At 34.0% G+C, this 22,181-nt stretch carries 21 protein-coding genes and 1 pseudogene; 4 read left to right on the top strand and 18 right to left on the bottom strand.

The features are described from left to right. The first annotated feature begins 142 nt into the window (after positions 1-142). Both I6L50_RS19210 and I6L50_RS19205 read left to right on the top strand, forming a co-directional pair. The gene (locus tag I6L50_RS19210; RefSeq protein ID WP_219302417.1) at positions 143-1,225 is read left to right on the top strand and encodes a hypothetical protein; all 1,083 of its coding nucleotides are present in this window, start codon (positions 143-145) and stop codon (positions 1,223-1,225) included. Positions 1,226-1,365: 140 nt separating this feature from the next. Further along, positions 1,366-1,761 (top strand): RidA family protein, encoded by a 396-nt coding sequence (locus tag I6L50_RS19205; RefSeq protein ID WP_113769500.1) that lies wholly within the window; start codon positions 1,366-1,368, stop codon positions 1,759-1,761. A 710-nt stretch (positions 1,762-2,471) separates the two neighbouring features. On the opposite strand, the pseudogene I6L50_RS19200 reads toward I6L50_RS19205, so the two are convergent. From I6L50_RS19200 to I6L50_RS19175, 6 genes and pseudogenes are all read right to left on the bottom strand, one after another. Then, a pseudogene (locus I6L50_RS19200) lies at positions 2,472-3,291 on the bottom strand (YwqG family protein). Between the two features lie 78 nt (positions 3,292-3,369). After that, positions 3,370-3,777 carry a DnaJ family domain-containing protein gene (locus I6L50_RS19195; RefSeq protein WP_113936396.1) on the bottom strand — a complete coding sequence of 136 codons (408 nt, stop codon included), beginning with the start codon at positions 3,775-3,777 and terminating at the stop codon, positions 3,370-3,372. A gap of 21 nt (positions 3,778-3,798) precedes the next feature. Next, positions 3,799-4,995, bottom strand: a complete 1,197-nt coding sequence (locus I6L50_RS19190; protein WP_219302415.1) for an alpha/beta hydrolase-fold protein — start codon at positions 4,993-4,995, stop codon at positions 3,799-3,801. Positions 4,996-5,074: 79 nt separating this feature from the next. Continuing rightward, positions 5,075-5,440: a hypothetical protein gene (locus tag I6L50_RS19185; protein WP_113936397.1), complete on the bottom strand. Its 366-nt coding sequence runs from the start codon at positions 5,438-5,440 to the stop codon at positions 5,075-5,077. Between the two features lie 283 nt (positions 5,441-5,723). Continuing rightward, a complete protein-coding gene (locus I6L50_RS19180; protein WP_113936398.1) occupies positions 5,724-6,095 on the bottom strand; it encodes a YxiJ-like family protein in 372 nt (123 codons plus the stop codon). 12 nt (positions 6,096-6,107) lie between these two features. After that, entirely contained in the window at positions 6,108-6,959 is an 852-nt protein-coding gene (locus tag I6L50_RS19175; RefSeq protein WP_219302413.1) for a patatin-like phospholipase family protein, read from the bottom strand. Between the two features lie 179 nt (positions 6,960-7,138). On the opposite strand from I6L50_RS19175, the gene I6L50_RS19170 reads away from it, so the two are divergent. Then, a complete protein-coding gene (locus tag I6L50_RS19170; protein ID WP_002065713.1) occupies positions 7,139-7,516 on the top strand; it encodes a PH domain-containing protein in 378 nt (125 codons plus the stop codon). A gap of 121 nt (positions 7,517-7,637) precedes the next feature. On the opposite strand, the gene I6L50_RS19165 is transcribed toward I6L50_RS19170, so the two are convergent. The 5 genes from I6L50_RS19165 to I6L50_RS19145 form a co-directional block, all read right to left on the bottom strand. After that, the gene (locus tag I6L50_RS19165) at positions 7,638-8,162 is read right to left on the bottom strand and encodes a GNAT family N-acetyltransferase (RefSeq protein ID WP_219302411.1); all 525 of its coding nucleotides are present in this window, start codon (positions 8,160-8,162) and stop codon (positions 7,638-7,640) included. Continuing rightward, entirely contained in the window at positions 8,102-8,623 is a 522-nt protein-coding gene (locus tag I6L50_RS19160; RefSeq protein WP_219302409.1) for a YfiT family bacillithiol transferase, read from the bottom strand. Before I6L50_RS19160 ends, I6L50_RS19165 begins: the two co-directional genes overlap by 61 nt. Positions 8,624-8,646: 23 nt before the next feature. Beyond that, positions 8,647-9,168 (bottom strand): GNAT family N-acetyltransferase, encoded by a 522-nt coding sequence (locus I6L50_RS19155; RefSeq protein ID WP_219302407.1) that lies wholly within the window; start codon positions 9,166-9,168, stop codon positions 8,647-8,649. Positions 9,169-9,231: 63 nt separating this feature from the next. Further along, on the bottom strand, positions 9,232-10,554 hold the full coding sequence (locus I6L50_RS19150; protein WP_219302405.1) for an NAD(P)-binding protein: 1,323 nt from the start codon (positions 10,552-10,554) through the stop codon (positions 9,232-9,234). Between the two features lie 71 nt (positions 10,555-10,625). After that, the gene (locus I6L50_RS19145; RefSeq protein WP_002085334.1) at positions 10,626-11,405 is read right to left on the bottom strand and encodes an undecaprenyl-diphosphate phosphatase; all 780 of its coding nucleotides are present in this window, start codon (positions 11,403-11,405) and stop codon (positions 10,626-10,628) included. A 132-nt stretch (positions 11,406-11,537) separates the two neighbouring features. Between I6L50_RS19145 and I6L50_RS19140 the strand changes: the two genes are divergently transcribed. Further along, entirely contained in the window at positions 11,538-11,744 is a 207-nt protein-coding gene (locus I6L50_RS19140; protein WP_219302403.1) for a hypothetical protein, read from the top strand. 48 nt (positions 11,745-11,792) lie between these two features. On the opposite strand, the gene I6L50_RS19135 is transcribed toward I6L50_RS19140, so the two are convergent. From I6L50_RS19135 to I6L50_RS19105, 7 genes are all read right to left on the bottom strand, one after another. After that, positions 11,793-12,173, bottom strand: coding sequence for a nucleotide excision repair endonuclease (locus I6L50_RS19135; RefSeq protein WP_002013261.1), 381 nt, complete (start codon positions 12,171-12,173; stop codon positions 11,793-11,795). Between the two features lie 77 nt (positions 12,174-12,250). Next, entirely contained in the window at positions 12,251-12,814 is a 564-nt protein-coding gene (locus tag I6L50_RS19130) for a GNAT family N-acetyltransferase (RefSeq protein ID WP_219302401.1), read from the bottom strand. Positions 12,815-12,882: 68 nt separating this feature from the next. Then, positions 12,883-13,455, bottom strand: a complete 573-nt coding sequence (locus I6L50_RS19125; protein ID WP_002013264.1) for a YybS family protein — start codon at positions 13,453-13,455, stop codon at positions 12,883-12,885. A 198-nt stretch (positions 13,456-13,653) separates the two neighbouring features. Continuing rightward, complete coding sequence (locus I6L50_RS19120) at positions 13,654-15,084, bottom strand: PQQ-dependent sugar dehydrogenase (protein WP_219302399.1); 1,431 nt, start codon at positions 15,082-15,084, stop codon at positions 13,654-13,656. Positions 15,085-15,175: 91 nt separating this feature from the next. Beyond that, positions 15,176-16,894 (bottom strand): alpha-keto acid decarboxylase family protein, encoded by a 1,719-nt coding sequence (locus tag I6L50_RS19115; protein WP_219302397.1) that lies wholly within the window; start codon positions 16,892-16,894, stop codon positions 15,176-15,178. Between the two features lie 379 nt (positions 16,895-17,273). Next, on the bottom strand, positions 17,274-19,148 hold the full coding sequence (locus I6L50_RS19110) for an ABC transporter ATP-binding protein (RefSeq protein WP_219302395.1): 1,875 nt from the start codon (positions 19,146-19,148) through the stop codon (positions 17,274-17,276). Beyond that, positions 19,145-21,391 carry an ABC transporter ATP-binding protein gene (locus I6L50_RS19105; RefSeq protein ID WP_219302393.1) on the bottom strand — a complete coding sequence of 749 codons (2,247 nt, stop codon included), beginning with the start codon at positions 21,389-21,391 and terminating at the stop codon, positions 19,145-19,147. The genes I6L50_RS19110 and I6L50_RS19105 overlap by 4 nt, the downstream gene beginning before the upstream one ends. Positions 21,392-22,181: the final 790 nt, after the last annotated feature.

Raw genomic sequence — 22,181 nt, 5'->3', positions numbered from 1 at the left:
TAGATAACCTTAGTATAGGTATTAACATAGCCATACTAAGGTTTTTAATTTGAAATCATTAAAGGATACTTATTTTTATTTACAGAACATAGTAAATACATAGATTTTACAATTAAATTACTAAAAAAGGAGGGATTTTAAAATGCTTGCTAATTATACTCCGGAGAAAATACTTAAAACAACTTATGAGACAAAAATGATTTCATCAGGTGACAATTATCCAACTTTAAAAATAAGCGGAACAAACCTTCAATATTTACTTGTAATGCTCCATCATGGAATTGAGTCAAATACTATAAAAACGAAGCTAAATTGGACGAACGAAGAATTCGAAAAACAAATACATGCATTAGAACTAGAAGGTTTATTGAAAAAGATAGGAGAGAGTTACTATCCAACGTGTATGGTTATAACAGCTACTGAAGGAGAAAAACTTTATAACCTATGTGAGCCTCTAATTAAACCTACACTTAACATAATTGAAAAGTATTCTAATCAAATTGATGCTATGTCTAAAAGAATCGAGACATTTAATTATTTATCTAAAGAATCGTATAGTCTTTTACTTTATAGCGGTGTGTTATTAGATTCTGGACAAATAATTAACATTGAAGAAAACTATTTAGAAACAGAACGGCCTTTGAGAAACAATAAAAGATATTATTATGCGATTCTAGAACAAGAACAAACAGACAAAGAGGCCTTTGGAATGTATGGTAATACGTATTTGGATTTAGGGGAATATCAAATTGGTCTTTATGGAAACACTCGATATACAACTTTGAATTTAATAACTGCGAATAAAGAAACGTTTGAAGAATATTTTCACGATGCTATTATCGATATTAATTATACGAAAAAGCAATTAGTTGAAAATTTTGTAGCAGTAGATAGACAAGTAGACTTAAATTCAAATGTATTATACGAAAAATTAGGCTTATATAAAAATTCGCAACCTGTTATCCCAGTGTTTACAGCCGCAGACTTATCTATACTTAACGAAATCGCGAACACGGTCAGTGAAGATTTGATTTTATTATGTAAAGAAAATGAGAAGCCTTTAAAAGAATACTTTGCAAGCAGCAGATACTCAAAAGAAATAACTTACGAAGAATTTTTTATTTGGTGGTATCACTTTTTCTATACAAAAATAACTGAAGAATTAATAAAACAAGGCATAATTAGTATCAGCGCTCAAGAAAATCAAACATATATAATCTATTAAATACCTAATTTTATAAATATAAGCAGCGTATTATAACTCCACATATGTAGCAGAAGGATATGTGGAAAATCATTTGTAAAATAGATAGTTATCTAAAATTAAACATGAAGAAAATACGATATAAATAGGGGAGATGCACCTTGCAAAAGAAATTTATCAATCCAGAAACAATGCCAGCAACTTTTGGATACTCACATGTAGTCGAAGTTAGTAATGCTAAACGAACCATTTACATATCAGGACAAGTAGCAATTAATACTGACGGTCAAATAGTTGGAATTGATGATTTAGCTACACAAACACGACAAGTATTTGAAAATATTAAAATCGCATTAAAAACTTCAGACTTAAATTTTAATGATGTAGTAAAATTAACATTTTTCTTGACGGACATTTCTCAAATGGCCATTGTTAGAGATATTCGAGATCAATACATCAACACAAACAATCCACCAGCAAGTTCAGCTGTAGAAGTTAACAAATTGATTAACAATAAATTATTAATCGAAATCGAAGCAATTGCTGTAGCAAACTAATTTTAAAAACTTATTCTTAATCATATCAACGCAATTCGTTCACTTTAAACGAATTGCGTTTTTTATTAACTAAAATATAAATTATACACGGAAACATTCTTATCAATAACACAACATAAATAACTTAAAAAACAAATAACCACACAATCTACAACACATTATGAACCCAATTAAAAAGGGGAGACTAACAACTATAACTAACATATAATAAGTTTATTACTTTTTACTAGTTAACATAATATATATTATACGAAGTTGCATAGAGTAAGTGTTTACCTGTATCAAAAACCAAGTAAACTATACTTAATGAGACGGAGCGGGTATTTTTAATGAGATTCACATAAAATCTTATCTAAATGAATTTCTACAGTTTTTATCGTTTATTTTGCTATAAATTAATCACAGCAAATCTTAATCGATTGATTATCGTTTAACGAGTCAAAAATAATTTTGATTAGCACGGAATTTTTTTATGCGAAATAAATTTTTCTATACAAATGATAAATTTTATTTTATGTTTTGCTTTATAGATTTATTGCTAATTACATATGTTTTATTATTTTATATTTTTGTTGTTATTTCTTTTATTTACGCTTGACTTTCATTGGATTCTTCATTCTAGTTAACATAACGTTTATTTTTAACGTGAAAAAATCCTCCTCACCTTCAGGAAGATTTCTTTTGCTAGCTAGTAATCCATTTCTCTATTTTTAGTAACAATCCCAATTGTAAATAACATTGGAAAAATCTAGGTTTAATAAATCTTCCTTACGTGTAAAGAAATTAGCAACACCAGAATCTCCCCACATAATATTTAATGAATCATCTGTATCGATTTGTAACAATAATATATCGTGTTGTTGGTATTTTTCTTCCCATTCCCTCGGATCTGTCTGTGTGAAAAATGGATAACCGCCAATTTTATGCCCTCGATCTTCGTATAGATCATCATACAGTTCGCCTAATTTTGTTTTATTTTCTTCATCAACAATTTCTTCCCGATCAATGTTTTCCTTAAAAATTTTTTCAAATCGATAATCTCTTGATGTTACCGGTTGATAATCCAATTCAAACTTTAGTTTAGCTGCTTCAGGTATGATAAAGTCCTCTAATTCTGAAGTGTTTAAATAACTAAAATCAGTAATAACCTTATTTAAATCTTCTATAATTGTAGAATGATAAATAATTCGAAAGTCTTTTTGGCTAGTTGGATGATCAAAATCTGCTCCGTAAAGCTCATCTTCAGCACTTACGAAAAACTGTAGCATACCCTTTTGAGGCATATATTCAACATGCGGCATTTCTTCAAAGTTTAGCTGCGCAAGTAACATCATAGGTTGTCCATTTGAGTCTTTAGGATGGATGCTCTTGATTTATAGGTACATACGGATAGCCACCAAACTTACTTTCAAAAAGAGTTGTTTCTGCTTGCGTTCCAGACACTTTAATATACGGTTTCACACTTTCTTCTAAAATACTTCGATACTGCTCTAGTTCTTTCGGTAATTGAAGCTGATACGTATTCTTCATTTCTTCTGCCTCCCTTTAAAGATAAATAATAAATGCCTACCTCAATTATATTGCAAAAGATGGTTTCATTAAAAAAAGCTAAAAATCCGTTTTAACCCTCATTTTTTGCGCACTTGGCGGACAAAGTAAATTATGTTCTGAGACCTTTTTATTAATAGTTGTAATTAACATAGCTGCTTCTGCATTATCCGTTAGTTCTTTTAAATTTTCTTTTAGATGATCTATTTCCTTTGAAAGTTCAATCCACCTAGGCAAAACATGATTATTTTTCAAAGTTCTATAAAGTTGCTTGTCAGGATTATACGAAAGATCTTTATCAAGATTAAGAGGTTTCCCTTTCCCAGGTAAATCATTAAACGCTCCTGTCTTTTCTGCCTGTTTAACGATAGAACTAATATGATCCTCATACGTGAACGACCAAACTTTTTCATCTTTAACTAAAATTTCTTGTTTTTTAAGTTTTTTATCTAGCTCATCTTGATTCATAAATTCTCTCTCCTTTTTATTTTATAGTGTGGTTTTTGTATGTTTTAATGCTCTCAATCCATCAAATAACTTTTCTCGCCACCAAACACTGTCATGACCGCCTTGAAACTCTTCATAAGTCATTTGGTATCCCTTATCTTTTAAAGCTCTATATAAGCGCTTATTAGCCGTTAAAAGGGGTTCGTTTTCAAGTTGTCCTGCTGCCAAATAAAAATGAGGTTGAGACGTATTGGGATTTACAGATGTAATTTGATTTTCAATCCACGGAATTTTATTTTCAAAGCCATCCTTTTTCCAATGTACGGATCCAGACATTGACAACACATTCCCGAAAATATGTGGATTTTGAAGAGCTGCATAAAAAGCTGCTAAGCCACCGAGACTGAAACCGGCAATTGTTGTATTCCTCTCTTCTTGATATACGTGATACTTAGCTTGAATCCACGGAAGTAATTCCTCCGTTAAAAATGTATTCATTTTATCGTTATAGGTTAGCTCTTCTAGCCGATCAACAGGATCTATAGCAACAGCTATACAAGACGGAATTTCTTTTTTATAAATTAAATAATTGAGTGTTCTTGTGATTGAAAGGTCTTTAATAAAAGAATTCCCATCAAATACAATGAGAAGTTCATGAAGGTGTGAAGTTTGAGAATAATTATGAGGAGTATAAATATGAATCTTACGTGTATTATTTAAAGTTGAACTATAGAAAGAATATGTTTCAATTTCTCCAGATGGATAATGATTAGAAGGAAATCGACTATCATACGGCACTTTCATATCTATTTCTAACACGGATGCTTTATTGGCATCTTCTCCAAATACATTTCCATTAAATCGGTCTAGTCGGTACTGCTCACTACGCTTTATCCAATCATTTTCGAAAAAATCATTTACTGAAAAATAGTAAGTTGAAATAAAACGCTTATCCGTTCTAAACGTTCGATACCAAATATCTGTATGTAACAACCGTTGCAATTGATTTACAGACAGATCCCAACCAGGAAAACTACCGAATACATAAACGTTTTCAGTTTTTCGGTCCCCTAACCATATATACGTTATAAGCTTATACCGATTATCTACTGGACACTGTTCTATTAATGGCGTATTATTTGACTTTATTTCATGCAAAAAAGTATAAAAAGCTTTCTCGTTTCCGTTTTTCAATTGATTATTAAGTTCCTCTAACTTTGGACTAATTATTGAAGTCATCCATCTTCCTCCTTTGTATTTCTTTTCACTAGATTGCTTTTATAAAATTTAAGATTAGGATGTTGTGTATTTAGATGAGTTATTTATTAGAAAGTTTATCAATTGCCTGAATAGAAAGCTCCAACGCTTTTATCCGTCTTGTTAAAAGCGTTCTTTGAGGACTACCATCTTTAGACTTATCATAGGCTCTCTCAATTGATGGGAGCAAACCAGCAAGGACATTACGAGCTTCTGCTAACTCTTCTTGGCTATACCGATGACTTTCTTGATTCCACACGTTCTCTAACACTGCTAGCCCTATGCAAACAGCTTTAAGCCTTTTTTTTACTAAGGTAGTATTTGCTCCTTTTTGAGTCATCTGTGAAAAAGCATTTTCAAGTTTACGAATTGTCGATTGTAAAGATTTTATTGATTCCAATTTATCTATCTTTGACACGTTTTCCATGTTAGTGCTGTCCCTTCTGCGTTTCTAATTTATTTTGTTTAATGTTTGATAAAATCGTTAAGAACTTGATTTTACTCGAAATATTTTAACATAAATAACTATATTCAAGTTGGACAATAACTTAAAGGAAAACGGCTACTAAACTTATTCTCTCTCCCTTAAAATCATTCTATATGTACTTCTTTCTTCTCATTAGAATTCCTATATAAACAAGTTGATAATATTGTATATTTTATGAACTAAAAAAACGCACAAGCTATATTTAACCTGTGCGTCTTCGTCTTTATTCAGTAAGATAGTAAAGTAATAGTTTCCGGGACTTCTCATAATTCATAAAATCTCTATGCAAAATAGGATACTTCACAATTTCTGTTTCTAGAAAACGATATTGTGGAAACCATTCAAAAAACGATTTTCTTAGCCACTGTATTTGCTGAAACGAAATATTCTTTTCTTTTTTATTTAGTACAGAATTTAAAGTTGCTGCTGTATGCATCCAATAATAATTTAAATCAGAACTTATGCAATCATCTTCTGTAAATATATTTTTATAATCTTTCCGTACTTTTAGAATGTCACAATTCGGAAATGGTTTATATAGAGGACTATGCATTTTCTGCAATTCATTAAAAATAACTTCTTTTCCTAATACCAACGTTCCACTCCTTTATTTCTCCATCCAATTCAATAAATTTTCATAATGATTATGAGCATCTTTATAGCCAAGATTATATAAATTAACGAGCTTTTCTTTATTTCTTTCTATTCCGCTTATAGGAAGCTGTGCGCTTGGCTGAATTACATAAAAATTATCTTTTTGTTCGTTGTGATTCATATAAGATACAGTTTCATTATAAAAACGATAATGTTCTACTAAATGCTCTGCGATTTTTGGATATCTTCTATATAAAATTTTAGCTAGTCCAAAAAATTTATTACGCTGCTTCTCGTATCCTTCTGGCTTTGTCATTATAACAACGTTTTTTAAATAACCATCATTTTGCGCTTTAAAAACTGGAATAGGATCTATAATCCCTCCATCTAACAATTTTCGATTATCATATTCTACAGCAGGTGCTATAAACGGCACAGAGCTTGATGCACGAATAATTTTTAAAATATCATTTCCATGTTCTGTTTTATTATAATAAACTGCCTGTCCTGATTCGCAATCAGTCGTTCCGATTACAAACTGTTCATTTGAATTTAGGAAAGTTTGAAAATCAAACGGTACAATTTTGTTTGGTACTTCATCAAATAAAAAATCCATTCCAAATAATTCACGTTTTTGAATTAAGTTTCGATAAGATATATACCTGTGATCTGCTACTAGCTCTGTATTTACTTTCTTATTTCTTCCTTTTTGACGCGACAAATATGTTGCTCCCATACACGCTCCAGCGGATACACCGACTACATACGGAAAGAATAAGTCCCTTTCCATAAAGTATTCGAGTACTCCTGCAGTATATAACCCTTTCATTCCGCCGCCTTCTAATACTAAACCGATATTTTTCATGCTATATCCCTCTGCTTCTGTTTTCTTAATTATATGTTAGCACAAGATTTTAGGATGAGGTTATATAAATTGGTTGCAATAATAACAAAAAACTATTGAAGCAATGTCATAATCTATTAGTCATTCGCATGGTACAATATAAGAAACTCATTCCACATATTATAAAGGAGGAATTTCATATGGGTTTATTTAGTGGTATTTTAGGAAATGCATCAAGTGCGAGTACAGAAAGCGTTGAACGTGATTTAGAAAAGATTATGCTAGATGATGAAAAAGTTGAGCATGCTTATAAATTAATTCGTGATTTAATCGTATTTACAAATCGTCGTCTTATTTTAGTAGATAAACAAGGAATATCAGGTAAAAAAACAGAGTATCATTCTATTCCTTATAAAAGCATTACACAATTTAGCATTGAAACAGCTGGGCATTTTGATTTAGATGCAGAGCTTAAAATTTGGGTATCTAGTATGGATGATCCAATTACGAAAGAATTTAAAGGTGACGATAGTATTTTAAGCATTCAAAAAGCGTTAGTAACATATACGACGAAATAGTTCATTTTTGTATATTTATTCGAATTCAAAATTACTAACCCGAACTTTTCGGAAGAATATACATTTAAATTGTATATTTAATCTAAAACAGTACAAAAAGGTAAAGCATTTAAAATGTGCTTTACCTTTCTTTTTTATAATAAATTAAAGTTGCTTTATCATTTAATTTCTTTTTAAATTCCGTTCTTATATATCCCATCTTTTCGTATAGAAAACAATTTCGCTCTTCCTCTAAAATTGTAGCAAGCTCCCAAGTCGTTATTTCCGGAAACATCTTCTCGATTAAAATTAATACTTTTTGAGCAATTCCGTTCCCTTGATAGTTTGGAATAATAAACATCGGGCTGATCCAAAATTTAGATGCCCTTTCTTTACGTGATATACATATCGCTCCGACAAGATTCGTGTTTACGAAAATTTTATAAAATCCACCGTCCAGATTATTTATTCTTGAAATTGTTTTTTCAATAAGTTCATTTGCCGGACTTGTTTCATAGTCCTTATACTTTTCTAATAATGAACTAAATGATTCTACTTGCATTTGAAATATAATCTCTGCATCAATTTCTGTCGCCTTCTCTAATGTTACCAATTTAAACGCTCTCTTAAAGAAGTAATATGAGCTGTATGATGACGACCGTGCCATGCATATAGTCCAATTGCAGCAGCAAGTTTTGTTTCTCCTGATTCAGGATGATTAAATGTCTTTTCTAAATCTGCTGGTTCTAAAGAATATAATAAGTTAACCCATCTTTTATGTAATGAATCTAGCATTACAAGTGAAACATCTACTGGTAATTTTGAGTCAGGTAGCTCTGCCCATTTTTCTTCTTTGTACGGTTTAATAGTTGGATTCTTTTCTGTCAGTGCTAATTTAAAGCGTATATAGCTATTCATATGACTATCAACAACATGATGAACAACTTGACGAACAGTCCATCCACCGACGCGATACGGTGTATCTAACTGCTTCTGATCTAAATTTTTTATCGCTCTTGCTAGTTCATTAGGTAAATCCTCAATTTCTTGAATCCATTTATCAATTATTTCTTCTGTAATAGTTCCTACATAAGTAAATTGACCTATTGGATAACGTAAATCCTTCATGTACATGTCCCTCCCTATTATCTTTAACCCTTAGCGGTCCTCCAAATATAATGTACGAAATTTACGTTTTCCCCGTTTAAATCTACAGTAGTTGTCTCCGCTTCCTTTTCACGAGAAAATCCGTTCTTTTCTAATACAATTTGTGAAGCTATGTTATTTGTTGTTGTCATAGCATGTATTTCATTAATTTCATAGACTCTTGCTTGAGCCAAAATCAATTTTACAGATGCTGCTGCAACTCCTTTTTTAGTAAACTTCTCTCCAACTCGGTAGCCTAACGACCCAATTCGTTTTTCCTTATCTACATCAACTAAATTGATACGTCCTACAATTTCTTTTTCTGTATTACGTATGAGATGAAAATAAGAAATCCCCTCAGTTTGTTCTTTTAATAGTTCGTCAAGTTGCTTTTGAAAGTATTCATACACGTAATAATTAGAGCCACGACTTGGTACCATTGTTTCAAAAAATGATTTGTTCGTGAGTTCAAATTTAAATAAATCTTCAGCGTCTTGATTCTTTAATTGCTCTATGTATATTTCCATCCCGTTTACCCCTTCTTGATTTACTAACTGTTATACATTCTTTTTTAACCGATAATTTTCCTGCTATTTCTTTCGCATCAGTAATACAGCGAGTAGCACTTTCGGATGAAATAGGTGAAATGGACTACGAATTAAATTCATCACTCTTACTAATCGGATATAAACTTCAGAGTCACTTGCAGATAGTTGATATATTTGTTTCGTATACCATAGCTGAAATTTTTGCTTTATCGTTAATTCTCTTTTTAACTGAGGATGACGTGATATTTCCGTTGTAGTCATTTCCCAAGGGGTTTGTATTATGTTAGCAGTTTCTTTATAAAACTGCTGTGTAAATGCATTATCAAGCTTTTGTCTCCGTTGTAAAAGCAACTGCAACTGGTAAGCTTCCATAGCCGCAACTGAAACTCCCTGACCGAAAACTGGATCAAAACGACATTGTGCATCACCGACTACTAACAACCCTTCTGGTAAATGATTAATTAAATCAAATCGCCGACGTACTTGATAAGGAATTTTGTATGTCTTTATATCAGTAATTCCCTCAGCTTTGTTTAGAAAATCTGTCACATTAGGGATTGATAGATTTTCAGCGAAATCATAAAACTCATCATCTGTTTGTGGTGCTTTCTCATTTGCGTATCCGCTGAAAGTAACAAAATAACGATTATCCTCAATCGTTTGAATAAGAACACCATACGGATTGTCAGGGAAACTTGGAGACATTAGCATATTACAGCAGTCTAATTTCTCATTTTCTTTGAGTTTAAACATTTTAGTTGCGTAGAATAAATCGATACGCACTTTCTCTTCTTTCACTTCGATATTGTATTCACGTAACCATGCTATACTTTTTGAACCGAATCCACTCGCATCAACAACAATATCTGCTTGAATTTCTTCTTGCATGCCAGTCTCTAAACACTTAGCTTTTACTCCACATACTTTGTTAAGCTTTACATCTACTAATAACCCTTCAACCAATGTTCCAAATTTAATGATTACATTTGAAATTTGATCCATTCTTTTTTGGATATGCCATTCAAGCAAAAGCCTACTTTGTTGAATCATATGCACTTCTCCTATGAATGGTTGTTTCCATAAACCAAATTGATGCCATTTTATATCACGAGTAAAGTTATTTACGATGCTGCCTGCTTCTATTAATTCATTAGTAATAGTAGGAAACAATTCCTCGATTGCATTTTCTCCACCTTTTAATAACACATGAGGATGATTACTTTGTGAAACTCTTTTTCTCAAAGCTTTTCCATCCCATCTTTCGCCGACTTCTATAATGATTACTTCTTTAAAAGAAGTTGATAATGCTTTTGCTGCGAGTTTTCCTGCTATACTTCCGCCAATAACGATAGCCTTATTAAACATATTTTCCCCCTTAATGAAAAAAGATCCTGCCTTGTATGAATGAAACAGGATCTAAACGAAGAATTACTAAATTAAAACACATGAGTAAATTGCAACGTTAAAATTAAAATACCTAATCCCCATACGTAATACGCGAATACTTTTAAGGAGTGACGTTTTAAATATTGAATCATCCATGAAACAGCTATGTAACCAAAAAACGCTGCTGATAACGTGCCGACAATTAAAGATGTACTAGAAATAGATTCTGCTTTCCCTTGATAAACATCTGCAAATTGCAAGATGATTGCTCCGACTATTGCTGGCGTAGATAATAAAAACGAAAAATATGCTGCTGTTTCACGGTCTAGTTTTCTCCATAAAGCAGCGACGATTGTCATACCAGAGCGAGAAATTGCTGGGAAAATAGCAGCCGCTTGAAATGAACCGATAATAAATGCATCTTTATATGTAATGTCATCCATTTTTTTACGACCGTTTTTTTGTTTATCGGCCATGTAGAGAAAGAAACCTGTCACTAAAAACTCCCATCCAATCGTAATACCTGTTTTTGAAATATCTTCAAAGAAGTCTTTAAATAACAATCCGATTACAACTGCAGGTATCGTCCCAACAATAAGCAATAACATTAGTTTTGAAAATGGATTTTTAATTAAGTATATAAATTCTTTTTTGTAATAAATAAACACTGCAAGCAAAGTCCCGATATGCAGCATCGTATCTAAAAACAATCCAGCTTCATCTAATTGAAACAAATGCCTTCCTAAATAAAGATGTCCTGTACTACTAATCGGCAAAAACTCTGTTAAACCTTGTATTATCCCTAATATAAAAGCTTCTAACCAATTCATGATGGTCCCCTTTCTCGTTTGCTTGTACCAATATATGAAGGTTCAATTTTCGATATGAAAAAAACTATTTTTCTCTATGAATTTACTTTTATTTCATGGATATATATGTAAAAAGGAGTGAGGAGGGTTACTATGTGGCAACATACGAAATTCGGCAATGTATTACTGTGGGCAGGACCTATCCTTGTGTTTATAGGGTTATGTATGACAAATGTTATTTCAGATATTCCTTTTTTTGAAGGCAAGCATAAAACGCTTGGAATTATAATATTATTTATAGGGCTTTTCTGTTTAATTGCTGCTAATCATTTTAAAAAAGGAGAAAAAAATGAAGAATGAAACACAAAAAAACAATCCTAGTATATGTGCTAGGATTGTTTTTTTTACTTATTTATAAAACACTTTATCAACGTTATATTTCGCTTTGTACTTATTAATGATGTATGTTTCGTAAATTTCTCTTTCAGTTGGATCTTCTACGATACATGCATCGATACGGTATACTTCATCACGATTATTTTTGATTGGTGAAACATTATCTTCAAAATGCTTTTTAATACGTTGTCTAATTTTACGAGCTTTACCTACGAAAAGAAGTTCGTCATTAATATTGTAAAACATAAAAATGCCGCCTTTATCTCTAGGGAACAAGTGGAAATCGATAAAACCGTTAATTGGAGTAATTAATGGCTCGTCTCCTTTAATAACTTGGTTACGTTCAGTAATTGAAACATCAGCTTCAGGAATATTAATTTTAATCAAGTTCATTCACGTCCTCTTTTATTATAAAGATAAATAATAGCATAAGTATGTAAGAAAAGCTATGTCAAGAGAGATATTTCATTTTATAATTCAAATATTATAGGTATATCATGTAAACTTTTTCTCCAAATCATATGATCGTTTGATTCGCCCCAATAATCCTTCAGCACATAACTAGGTTTTCCAAACTTTTTTGTCCATATACTTTGTGCTTTTTTGTATCCACTATCTAAACAGCATTCGGTTAGTCCTCTGCTAAGTAATATAAGATACATTGTATTTAGCAGTAAACTCCCTATACCTTTTCTTTGATACTCCGGAAGTATAAATACAGTTCCTATTTCATACAAATCCTTAAGTACACCGTCTGTACAACTATTAATCAATGTACTTGCTGGACCGATTTCAATCGTTCCAATGATTTTATCGTTACTTGTATCTATTGCTAATAAAAAGTAACGACTTTCTCCATTACTATCAAAATCATTTTTCAAATATTTCTTTTTCGAGTTAATTTCATTTTCTATGTCATCTAATAGATGTGATAACCCTTCGTTTTTAAATGTATTAGTAATAACAAGACGAAAAAACAAATGTAATTCATCTAAATCATTCGAATTCGGCCTTCTAATTTCAATGTTATACATGGCTTACATCTCCAATTTTTAAAAATATATGAGAAAGTGTATTCGTTCAAAAAGATTTTATGCAATTGCTAAGACCATACTTTATATACTCTATTCATTATTATTCTACACAACTCTGCATAGATCCAGCAGTATAAAAAACTCAGTATAAATATTAATGTAATAACTTTTATATCCATAGTCGTATGAATAGTAGGACCAAGTACAGGAAAGCGGAAGATATCGAGAATAATCATAATTCCTATAAGTAGACATATCGCTGAAAAGGAAATTACCCAAATCCTCCTCTTGAATTGTAAAAAGGATACTCCTAACGCTATACCTAATAAGCCTGTAGTAAAGGGAAAGACAATTAGTTCACTTGGCTCAATAATGAATAATAGGAAAATAGTAAGAATATAAGAAAGTACTCCCTCACGAATAGAATAACAAATAGCTAGAAAAATCGGTAGCGTCGCGAAAGGACTAATAAATAACCCAATTCCAGGGATTAAGTTCCCCGCAGATTGAAAAATAGCAGCAAATGAACCGAGTAATGCTGTAATGACTAACCTACTTGCAGGCGTCACCTTTCTTTTATGAACAAAATTCGCATCCTGCTCTATCATCCATTGATACCAATAGCTTCTAAAGCGATTCATCAAATTCCCCCCTAAAGAGACTTAATTCACCACTTTCTATTTTTATTCAAATACTTATTGGTTATGTTTTACTTTCTGCTTGTTAGGAATCACTATACAATAGATGTTTATCCATAGAAGGTTTTTTAAGAGGCGCTAAGTCGTGCGTTTGAAAAAGTATGAATTCCATATATTTTTAGACTAAGAGTTTATACCGTATCATGGAACAATTTCAAAAATAGTACCTTTGTTAAAATCCGTTACTTTCATAGATCCATAAACCCCTAAATATAATCTAGTTTGATCTCCGTTTGTTCCCAAGCTCATATAATAAGCTGCTTGAGAACCAAAATCATAATTGGTTTCAATAACATGAAAATCATTACGTTTCCCGTCTAGAGCTGTTCTAGTAAAAGCTAACACTCCCTTTACTGGAGATTGAAATTCTTCTTTCTTAGCAAGATCAGTAAACACGATACTACCAGTTAAACTAGGAATTGTAGTTCCCATATATGGTTGTACTCCTGTAAGTGAGGTTCCTCCAAACTTATCTGCTCTGGAATCTTTATGAAAATAACTAATTAGGGGCTGTATGCGCCTCACTGATGTTTCTATTGTTTCATTATAATAAGCCATTGTTCTCTCATCCAAAGTAGGATTCTCAGAACAGTGCCTTATAAAAGAAGTAGGAAATTCTCCTTCCCATCCTCGCCAACCAAAATTAATAAATCCATCTTGATTAGGAGTGGATCTCATTAAATGCGTTTGAACAAGTTCGGTAACTGGCATTGGTTTATAATGAACAAACGAAAAAATAGACTCTACAATATCCTGCCCGACATTTCCAGCATATTTGATATACTGATTATAAAACCTTTGAAATGAAATACCTGTTATATTCCGAACTCCTTTCGCAATTACTGTAAGTGTTTCTTGTATAGATAAAGGAAACTCATTAAAGCGTGTAACTACTGGAGGGTTATTTATGAATGTATTTTTACTTACATCAATTTCAATTATTTTACCCGCTATTTCTAAATCATCCTGGCTTAAATTAAATGGATCATAACCCGATCCACCATCTCCATTTGTAAAAACAAGTTTTCCACTCTCAGGTGAAAAGTTTAAACTATTGACTCCGTTATGATTAAAAAAGGGCCTTCTTATGTTAAGTAATGTCCGTCGTTTTTGAGGTTGACTATGTGATTGTAAAATCCATTCCTCAACCGTATCAATATGATCATATTGAGTATCTCTATTCACCCACTTTAAGTTTAAAGTTTTCGGATCACACGGATTAGCTTTAAAAGGTTCAGAAAGGGCACCCGGACCTTGAGTGCCAGCTACTGAATAATGAAGGTAAAATAAACCGTTTTGATTAAATTGCGGATGAAACGCTAGTCCTAGCAATCCGCGTTCATCATAACCGCTACTAGAAACACCTTCTTCAAACGTTCCTAGTTTAATAATTCGCGGACGAATATCTAAAAAAGTCCTTATAACTCCGTCTCCTATGTAAAAGATTTCTCCTACCTGGGTTACAATAAATAGTCTTTCAGCCGATTCACCTGGAAGTATGGCTGCTTTTATTACAGTTGGTAAATTTATGTTATGAACGATTGGCCGTAAACTAACCTTAACTTTTGTCAACTTACTTTACACCCCTTTAATTGCGTTTTATTAAAAGAGTATGATTAGAACTGTTCGATTAGTATTCAATTAGGGACTAGGGAATTGGATACTATTTCTGACCGCGCTGCTTTTCCTGCTTCTCCATATAACTGCGCATCCGTCGCATATATTCAGGTGCGTCCATTGGATTACCTACGATCATTTCAATTATACAGAGTCTTTCGGCGCTTTCCTTTTCAGCATGGATTATAGCCTGATCAAGCTCTCCATAGGTCCGGACCGTAACGGTAAACGCGTTACCTCCAAAAGCTTCGGCCAGCTTGGTGTAAGACCATCGAGGGATTTGGTTGTACTTTTGATCCTCTGTTTTGACATTTAAATATCTCTCGATTGTATAACCATCGTTGTTCAAGACAAAGATTATGGGCTTGCAACCGTAATAGAGCATAGAACTGATTTCCTGTGCCGTTAGCTGCAGGGCACCGTCACCTGTAAACACCAATACTCGGCGTTCCGGCGCGGCCATAATAGCACCAAACGCAGAAGGGATTGCGTAACCGATGGACTGCCATCCACCTTGTCCAATATATGTTACATTGCCCGGCAGTCTTACCTCTCCCATTCCATAATAAAACGTTCCGGTCTCGGCGATTACAATATCACCCTCTTTCAGCATACGCTGAAAACGCGGATAATAGCCGTCAGCCATTAGAGGTCCGTCGGCAGTAGTTGTGAATTGCTCATAAGGGAATGACAATTTTTTTGTCAAACCTTTGCCCTTATAATTCACCTTCTGAACGGCAAGTAGCATGTCGGCTGCAAGAACATTCGGATATTCCGCCTCAGCGATTTTAACTATATCTGGTTGAATATTGACAGTTATCAGTGGGTTCAGCTTTGCGGTAAAACTTGCGGTGTTTGTATCCGCCCATACCATACCAATCGCAATGATACAATCTGCATTCTCCACTGTACTTTGGACTTCAGTCCTCCCGAAAGAGCCTAAATACATTCCGATATAACTTGGATGGTTCTCGTCGAATCCGCCCTTCCCGTAAATCATCGTTACAACAGGCACATTCATTGCATCGGCTAGCTGCTGAGTCGCTGTCTGAAGGCCGAATCGCATCGTTTTCACATCCACCAGGATAACCGGTCGTTGGGCACGTTCCAAAAGCGGACGAACATGATTCACTGCAGCCTGAAGGGTATTCGGGTTGGATGTTGGACGTGGTGGTACCGGTTCTGCCCAGACTTTAATTGGCTTGGTCACTAAATCATTAGCCACAACCAGGTATACCGGCTTTTTCTTTTCCTTAGCAATGCGAATCGCAGTCTGAATTTCAATCTTGGCATTTTCCGGCGTAAGCACCGCGGTATATGCCGTAATCTGCTCATACACCTTGCGAAAAACGTCAAAATTCCCATCCATTAAGGTGTGATGCATAAGCTTATGCTCTTTTTGATCCTTCTCAGGAGGCGCACCCACAATGTGTATAATTGGCACATGCTCGCTGTTGGCTCCCGCTATCGCATTGCATGCACTGAGCTCCCCGACCCCAAATGTCGTAATAAGAGCCGATATTCCTTTGATTCTTGCATAGCCATCTGCAGCGTAGCCCGAGTTTAGTTCATTTCGTCCTTCTATAAAACGGATGCCGTTATAACACTCCAAAGTATCAAGAAGTGTAAAATTATAGTCCCCTGCGACACCAAAAATTTCGGTAATGCCCTCGATTTTCAGGCAATCGAACAAATACTGGCCAACCGTTTTTGGATCAGGTCCCCTTTGTAAACCAAAGCTGCCCGTATTAATCATGTTGTCCATCGCTTGCTCACTCCTTATCTATTTCTTTGGCTTGTTCTATTTTATAGTACCCTTTTTGATAATTCCCTTTAATTAAACCGGTTATCCGTTGTGCAACAATTAATCGGGAAGAAATGCTCCTTATCTTTGGAGAGATTCATAAAACAAGAGAAGGAGGAGAAATACTAAAACATTACAAGAATGTATTAATTAATCTTCTAATGTTCTTTTTAAATTGTTTCCCTTTAAAACATCCCATTTATCATGCTCCTCACTCTGTTTTGCAAATGTCTAGCTTACTTTTAAAAACTTTATAACAGAACCTTAAAAATGATAAAAACCCACGAAGAAAATGCATTTTCTTCGTGGGTTTAGTTATTTAAATGGACTTTCACCTAACTCAAGAAGCATCCGCACCTTCAAACTGACTATTGTAAAGCGAAGCATAGAAACCATTAGCTTTCAATAACTCTTCATGATTACCTTGTTCCACAATATCCCCTTCTTTCATGACAAGGATTAAATCTGCATCACGTATTGTTGATAATCTGTGAGCGATAATGAAGCTTGTTCTGCCTTCCATGAGGTTTTCCATCGCTTTTTGGATGAGTACTTCTGTACGAGTGTCAATGGAGCTTGTTGCTTCATCGAGTATTAATATTTTCGGATCCGCTAGAAGGGCGCGGGCAATTGTTAGTAGTTGCTTTTGTCCTTGGGATACGTTGCTTGCTTCTTCGTTTAGTTCCATTTGATATTTATTTGGTAATGTTTTTACGAAGGTGTGAACGTGAGCTGCTTTCGCTGCTTCAATTACTTCTTCGTCTGTAGCATCGAGTCTACCGTAACGTATATTTTCCATGATGGAACCGTTAAATAGCCAAGTGTCTTGAAGTACCATACCAAACATGCTGCGCAGGTCTTCTCGCGTGAAGTCTTTTATATCGTGACCGTCGATACATATTGCACCGCTGTTTATGTCATAGAAACGCATTAACAGTTTTACAATCGTTGTTTTACCAGCTCCGGTTGGTCCGACGATTGCTACTTTTTGTCCAGGCTTAATGTTAGCTGAGAAATTATTGATGATGATCTTATCTGGATTGTATCCAAATTGAACATCTTGGAAGGTAACTTCTCCTTGAACTTTTTGCAGCTTCACTGGATTTTCTGCTTCTGGCACTTCCTCTTCTTCTTCTAAAAATTCGAAGACTCTTTCTGCAGCAGCTGCAGTAGATTGAAGTACGTTCGCGATTTGTGCTACTTGAGCGATTGGTTGCGTAAAGCTTCTAACATATTGCACAAAGGCTAAAATGTCTCCAACTGCGATGGTTCTCTTTACCGCAAGCCATCCACCTAAAATAGATACAGCGACGTAACCGATATTACCGATAAATGTCATAATCGGCATCATCATTCCAGATAAAAATTGAGATTTCCATGCGGAATGGTAAAGGGTATCATTTACCTTTTCGAATTTTTTCACTTCTTCTTCTTCTTTGTTGAAGGCTTTTACGATATTGTGACCACTATAAATTTCTTCGACCTGACCGTTTACGTGTCCTAAATATTCTTGCTGGGATTTGAAGTATTTTTGTGATCGTTTTACGACTGCCATGATGAGAATCATCGATACTGGCAATATTAAAAGCGCCACTAATGTCATTTGCCAGCTGATTGATAACATCATGATAAGTACACCGATGATTGTAATAACGGATGTGATGATTTGCGACATACTTTGGTTTAAAGTTTGGCTCACCGTATCTACGTCATTTGTAATTCTCGATAATACTTCGCCATGCGTTGTTTTATCAAAGTATTTCAGCGGCATACGGTTAATTTTTTCAGCGATTTCTTTTCTGAAGTTATAAGATACTTTTTGAGCTACTCCAGAAATAATGTACCCCTGGATAATACCAAACACAGTGCTCAGTATATATAATCCAAGGAGTAAAATGACAATGTTTCCGATATAGGTAAAGTCAATGGCCGCACCGGGTGCTCCTGATACTTTGCTTACGAGTCCTTCGAAAAGTTTTGTTGTCGCGTTTCCTAAAATTTTTGGACCAACGATTGTAAAGGCCGCACTACCGATTGCGAAAAGGATAACGACTAAGATTGATAATTTATAGGGCTTCAAGTATTGAAGGAGTTTATTCATCGTTCCTTTGAAGTTTTTTGCTTTCTCAATCTTTCTCATGCCGCCGCCCATAGGACCGCCACCGCCAGGACCAGGGCCGCTTTGTTTTCTATTTTCTATTTTTCTATCACTCATGATGACAACTCCTCTCTTGAAAGTTGTGATAAAGCAATTTGCTTATAAACTTCACAGTTTCCCATAAGCTCTTCATGAGTACCAGTTCCAATTATTTTTCCTTCGTCAAGTACAATAATCTTATCGGCATTCATGATTGTACTGATTCTTTGGGCAATAAGTAAAATAGTACTTCCTGTAATCTCATTGTTTAAAGCTCTGCGCAATGCTGCGTCTGTCTTAAAGTCAAGAGCTGAGAAACTATCATCGAATATGAAGATTTCCGATTTTTTCGTAAGAGCACGCGCAATAGAAAGTCTTTGTTTTTGACCACCGGAAACGTTCGTACCACCTTGTGATATTTCTGTGCGGAAGCTTTCAGGCTTCGCGTTAATAAACTCCATAGCTTGCGCGATTTCCGCCGCTTTTTCGAGTTCTTCTTCAGTTGCTTCTTTTTTACCGTATTTCAAATTACTCTCGATTGTACCTGAGAAGAGAACTCCTTTTTGCGGTACATAACCAATTTTCTCTCTTAATTCCTTCTGAGATACTTCTCTAATATCCGTGCCATCTATTAATATTTGGCCGCTTGTGACATCGTAAAAGCGTGGAATTAAGTTGATTAATGTTGATTTACCACTACCTGTACTTCCGATGAAAGCTGTCGTTTCACCAGGTTTTGCAGTAAAGGTGATATTGGAAAGCACATCTTCTTCTGCACCTGGGTATCTAAAGCCAACATTTTTAAATTCAACGTAACCTTTCTTGTCTGAAGCAAATGTTTTCGGCTCTTTTACATCACTAATGGTAATGTCAGTATCTAAAACTTCTGCGATACGTTGTGCGGAAACTGAAGCACGTGGAACCATAATAGATACCATTGAAATCATTAAGAAGGCCATGATGATTTGCATTGTATATTGCATAAATGCCATCAAATCACCAACTTGCATATGTCCCATATCCACTTGGTGTGATCCAACCCAAATAATAAGTACAGTAACCGCATTCATGATAAACATCATCATTGGCATCATAAATGACATTAAACGGCTTACAAATAAATTTGTTTTTGTTAAATCTTGATTTCCTTTTTCAAATTTCTTTTCTTCATGTTTTTGAGTATTAAAAGCACGAATAACGAGCATACCGGTTAAAGATTCACGAGTGATTAAGTTAATTTTATCTACTAACTTTTGGATACGCTTAAACTTAGGAATCGCGATGCTAAATAAACCAATGACTAGGCTTAAAATCGCAATTACCGCAACTGCGATAATCCATCCCATTGAAAGGTCTGTAGTAAGTACTTTAATAATGCCGCCGATACCTAAAATTGGTGCATAGAATACAATGCGAAGCATCATAACCATAAGTGTTTGAACTTGTTGGATATCATTTGTACTTCTTGTGATTAGAGATGCAGTGGAAAACTTATCAAACTCCGCATTCGAGAAGTTTGTAACTTTCCGGAATACTTTCTTTCTAAGGTCTCTGCCGAGTCCTGCAGCTACTTTTGCAGCAAGTAAACTCACGATAACGGTAGCTGCCATACTTACTAAGGATAAAAGCAGCATTTTCCCGCCGGAAGTAAGGATAAAATTAGATTGAAGTTTATCAGTATTGATACCGATTTTCTTATACTCATTCTCAATGTATGAAACAGCTGATTGTGTTACCATGCTGCCTGGCATATTCTTAAACTTTTCATCTGCCTTTTCTTTCATTGCATTGATTTGATCTTGAGGAAGTTTCGCAATGACTGCAAAAGGATCTGTATTTGGCGGAAGTTTCGCTGGTGTGTTGTTGTTACCTGTCGCAGCAGGAGAGAAAGCAGATGAGCCACCTTTTTCAATTCCTTGTGTAATTAACATTGGTTTCCCAAAGATATCGTTAAGTTCGTTAATTATTTTTTTATCTTCTGTATGTAACTTATAAAGTGGCTCTTTATCAAGCTGCGGATAATCTTTTAAGTCATTTTTCAGTTCACTTTGAGAGAGGTCGTTCTTATCTAAAAGCACATAGTTGTCAGTAACTTTTTTCTTCTCGTTTTCATTCATAAAGAGCGTAAGTTTATCCATTTCACTTTTACGAATAACCTCAGGTACTGCATTTTCTACACCTTTTTGTTGAATCCCTACATTGACAATGTTAGACATGTAGTCTGGCAGTGATAGATCGCATACTGCCTGTACAGTTAAAAGACATACAACCGCAATGATGGAAGCAATAAATGGTTTTAAATGTTTGATGATCTTTAACATTTAGTTCATCTCTCCATTTTCTTTGTCTAATTTTTTTAGTTTTTACTCCGCTTCTCTCCTTTATTCTTCGTATTCTCAGTAATTCATTCTAGCAGCTCTTTACGTATTTTCGACTACAGATTAATTTTATGACTATATGAAGATATGATGCATCTTTTAGTGTGTAGATGTTGTTTTATAGGACTTAAATCCAAAAATAGAACGCACATGTTTCTTAATAAAACGATGACCTTGTTCCACTATATAATTAATATATCTAACTAATCTTTTCTGGCGGAAAACCAGAATTTCGTAAACTACCTGAATTGATTGATGAATATCGGATTAATATGTTTCCTGTAGTCTTAGGCAGTGGACTACCTTTATTAAAGAAATTACGGACAAAATCAATCTTAAACTTATAAAAAACAATACATTTAAAACTGGAGCGATTGGTCTTATTCACCAACCGGAGGAAAATGCTTGACTACTCGGCACTTCAACTATCGAGTGCTAATATTCAACAACGTGTACCGAAAATAATCAAACATATTTTATAAAAAGTGATTCTATAAAATATGTTTAGAGCCTATTTTGATAACTCTTTTTTTCAAAAACAGTTTTTTTATATTAGATAAATCAGCAGTAATAGACTTACCTTTGATCAAACATGTTTATAAACCAACATAACGTACAGGAAATTGACTTTTCTCTTGCCGAAATTTACTTAGCATACAATGGTCATATATTTTCAAGAATAACGGAAGAATATATAGAAAATGCTACATAAACGTGAAGTTTGATCAACTTA

The sequence above is a fragment of the Bacillus sp. FDAARGOS_1420 genome (assembly GCF_019344915.1).
Lineage (GTDB): Bacteria > Bacillota > Bacilli > Bacillales > Bacillaceae_G > Bacillus_A > Bacillus_A mycoides.
Note: the sequence above shows the minus strand (reverse complement) of the source record. Positions and strands in the feature narration are given on the sequence as shown.

Excerpts from the sequence above, each read along its gene's own strand:
- I6L50_RS19210 (WP_219302417.1), top strand. The coding sequence starts at position 143 with ATGCTTGCTAATTATACTCCGGAGAAAATACTTAAAACAACTTATGAG.
- I6L50_RS19195 (WP_113936396.1), bottom strand. The coding sequence starts at position 3,777 with ATGAATCAAGATGAGCTAGATAAAAAACTTAAAAAACAAGAAATTTTA.
- I6L50_RS19190 (WP_219302415.1), bottom strand. The coding sequence starts at position 4,995 with ATGACTTCAATAATTAGTCCAAAGTTAGAGGAACTTAATAATCAATTG.
- I6L50_RS19185 (WP_113936397.1), bottom strand. The coding sequence starts at position 5,440 with ATGGAAAACGTGTCAAAGATAGATAAATTGGAATCAATAAAATCTTTA.
- I6L50_RS19175 (WP_219302413.1), bottom strand. The coding sequence starts at position 6,959 with ATGAAAAATATCGGTTTAGTATTAGAAGGCGGCGGAATGAAAGGGTTA.
- I6L50_RS19170 (WP_002065713.1), top strand. The coding sequence starts at position 7,139 with ATGGGTTTATTTAGTGGTATTTTAGGAAATGCATCAAGTGCGAGTACA.
- I6L50_RS19165 (WP_219302411.1), bottom strand. The coding sequence starts at position 8,162 with ATGGCACGGTCGTCATCATACAGCTCATATTACTTCTTTAAGAGAGCG.
- I6L50_RS19160 (WP_219302409.1), bottom strand. The coding sequence starts at position 8,623 with ATGAAGGATTTACGTTATCCAATAGGTCAATTTACTTATGTAGGAACT.
- I6L50_RS19155 (WP_219302407.1), bottom strand. The coding sequence starts at position 9,168 with ATGGAAATATACATAGAGCAATTAAAGAATCAAGACGCTGAAGATTTA.
- I6L50_RS19150 (WP_219302405.1), bottom strand. The coding sequence starts at position 10,554 with ATGTTTAATAAGGCTATCGTTATTGGCGGAAGTATAGCAGGAAAACTC.
- I6L50_RS19145 (WP_002085334.1), bottom strand. The coding sequence starts at position 11,405 with ATGAATTGGTTAGAAGCTTTTATATTAGGGATAATACAAGGTTTAACA.
- I6L50_RS19140 (WP_219302403.1), top strand. The coding sequence starts at position 11,538 with ATGTGGCAACATACGAAATTCGGCAATGTATTACTGTGGGCAGGACCT.
- I6L50_RS19135 (WP_002013261.1), bottom strand. The coding sequence starts at position 12,173 with ATGAACTTGATTAAAATTAATATTCCTGAAGCTGATGTTTCAATTACT.
- I6L50_RS19130 (WP_219302401.1), bottom strand. The coding sequence starts at position 12,814 with ATGTATAACATTGAAATTAGAAGGCCGAATTCGAATGATTTAGATGAA.
- I6L50_RS19125 (WP_002013264.1), bottom strand. The coding sequence starts at position 13,455 with ATGAATCGCTTTAGAAGCTATTGGTATCAATGGATGATAGAGCAGGAT.
- I6L50_RS19115 (WP_219302397.1), bottom strand. The coding sequence starts at position 16,894 with ATGGACAACATGATTAATACGGGCAGCTTTGGTTTACAAAGGGGACCT.
- I6L50_RS19110 (WP_219302395.1), bottom strand. The coding sequence starts at position 19,148 with ATGAGTGATAGAAAAATAGAAAATAGAAAACAAAGCGGCCCTGGTCCT.
- I6L50_RS19105 (WP_219302393.1), bottom strand. The coding sequence starts at position 21,391 with ATGTTAAAGATCATCAAACATTTAAAACCATTTATTGCTTCCATCATT.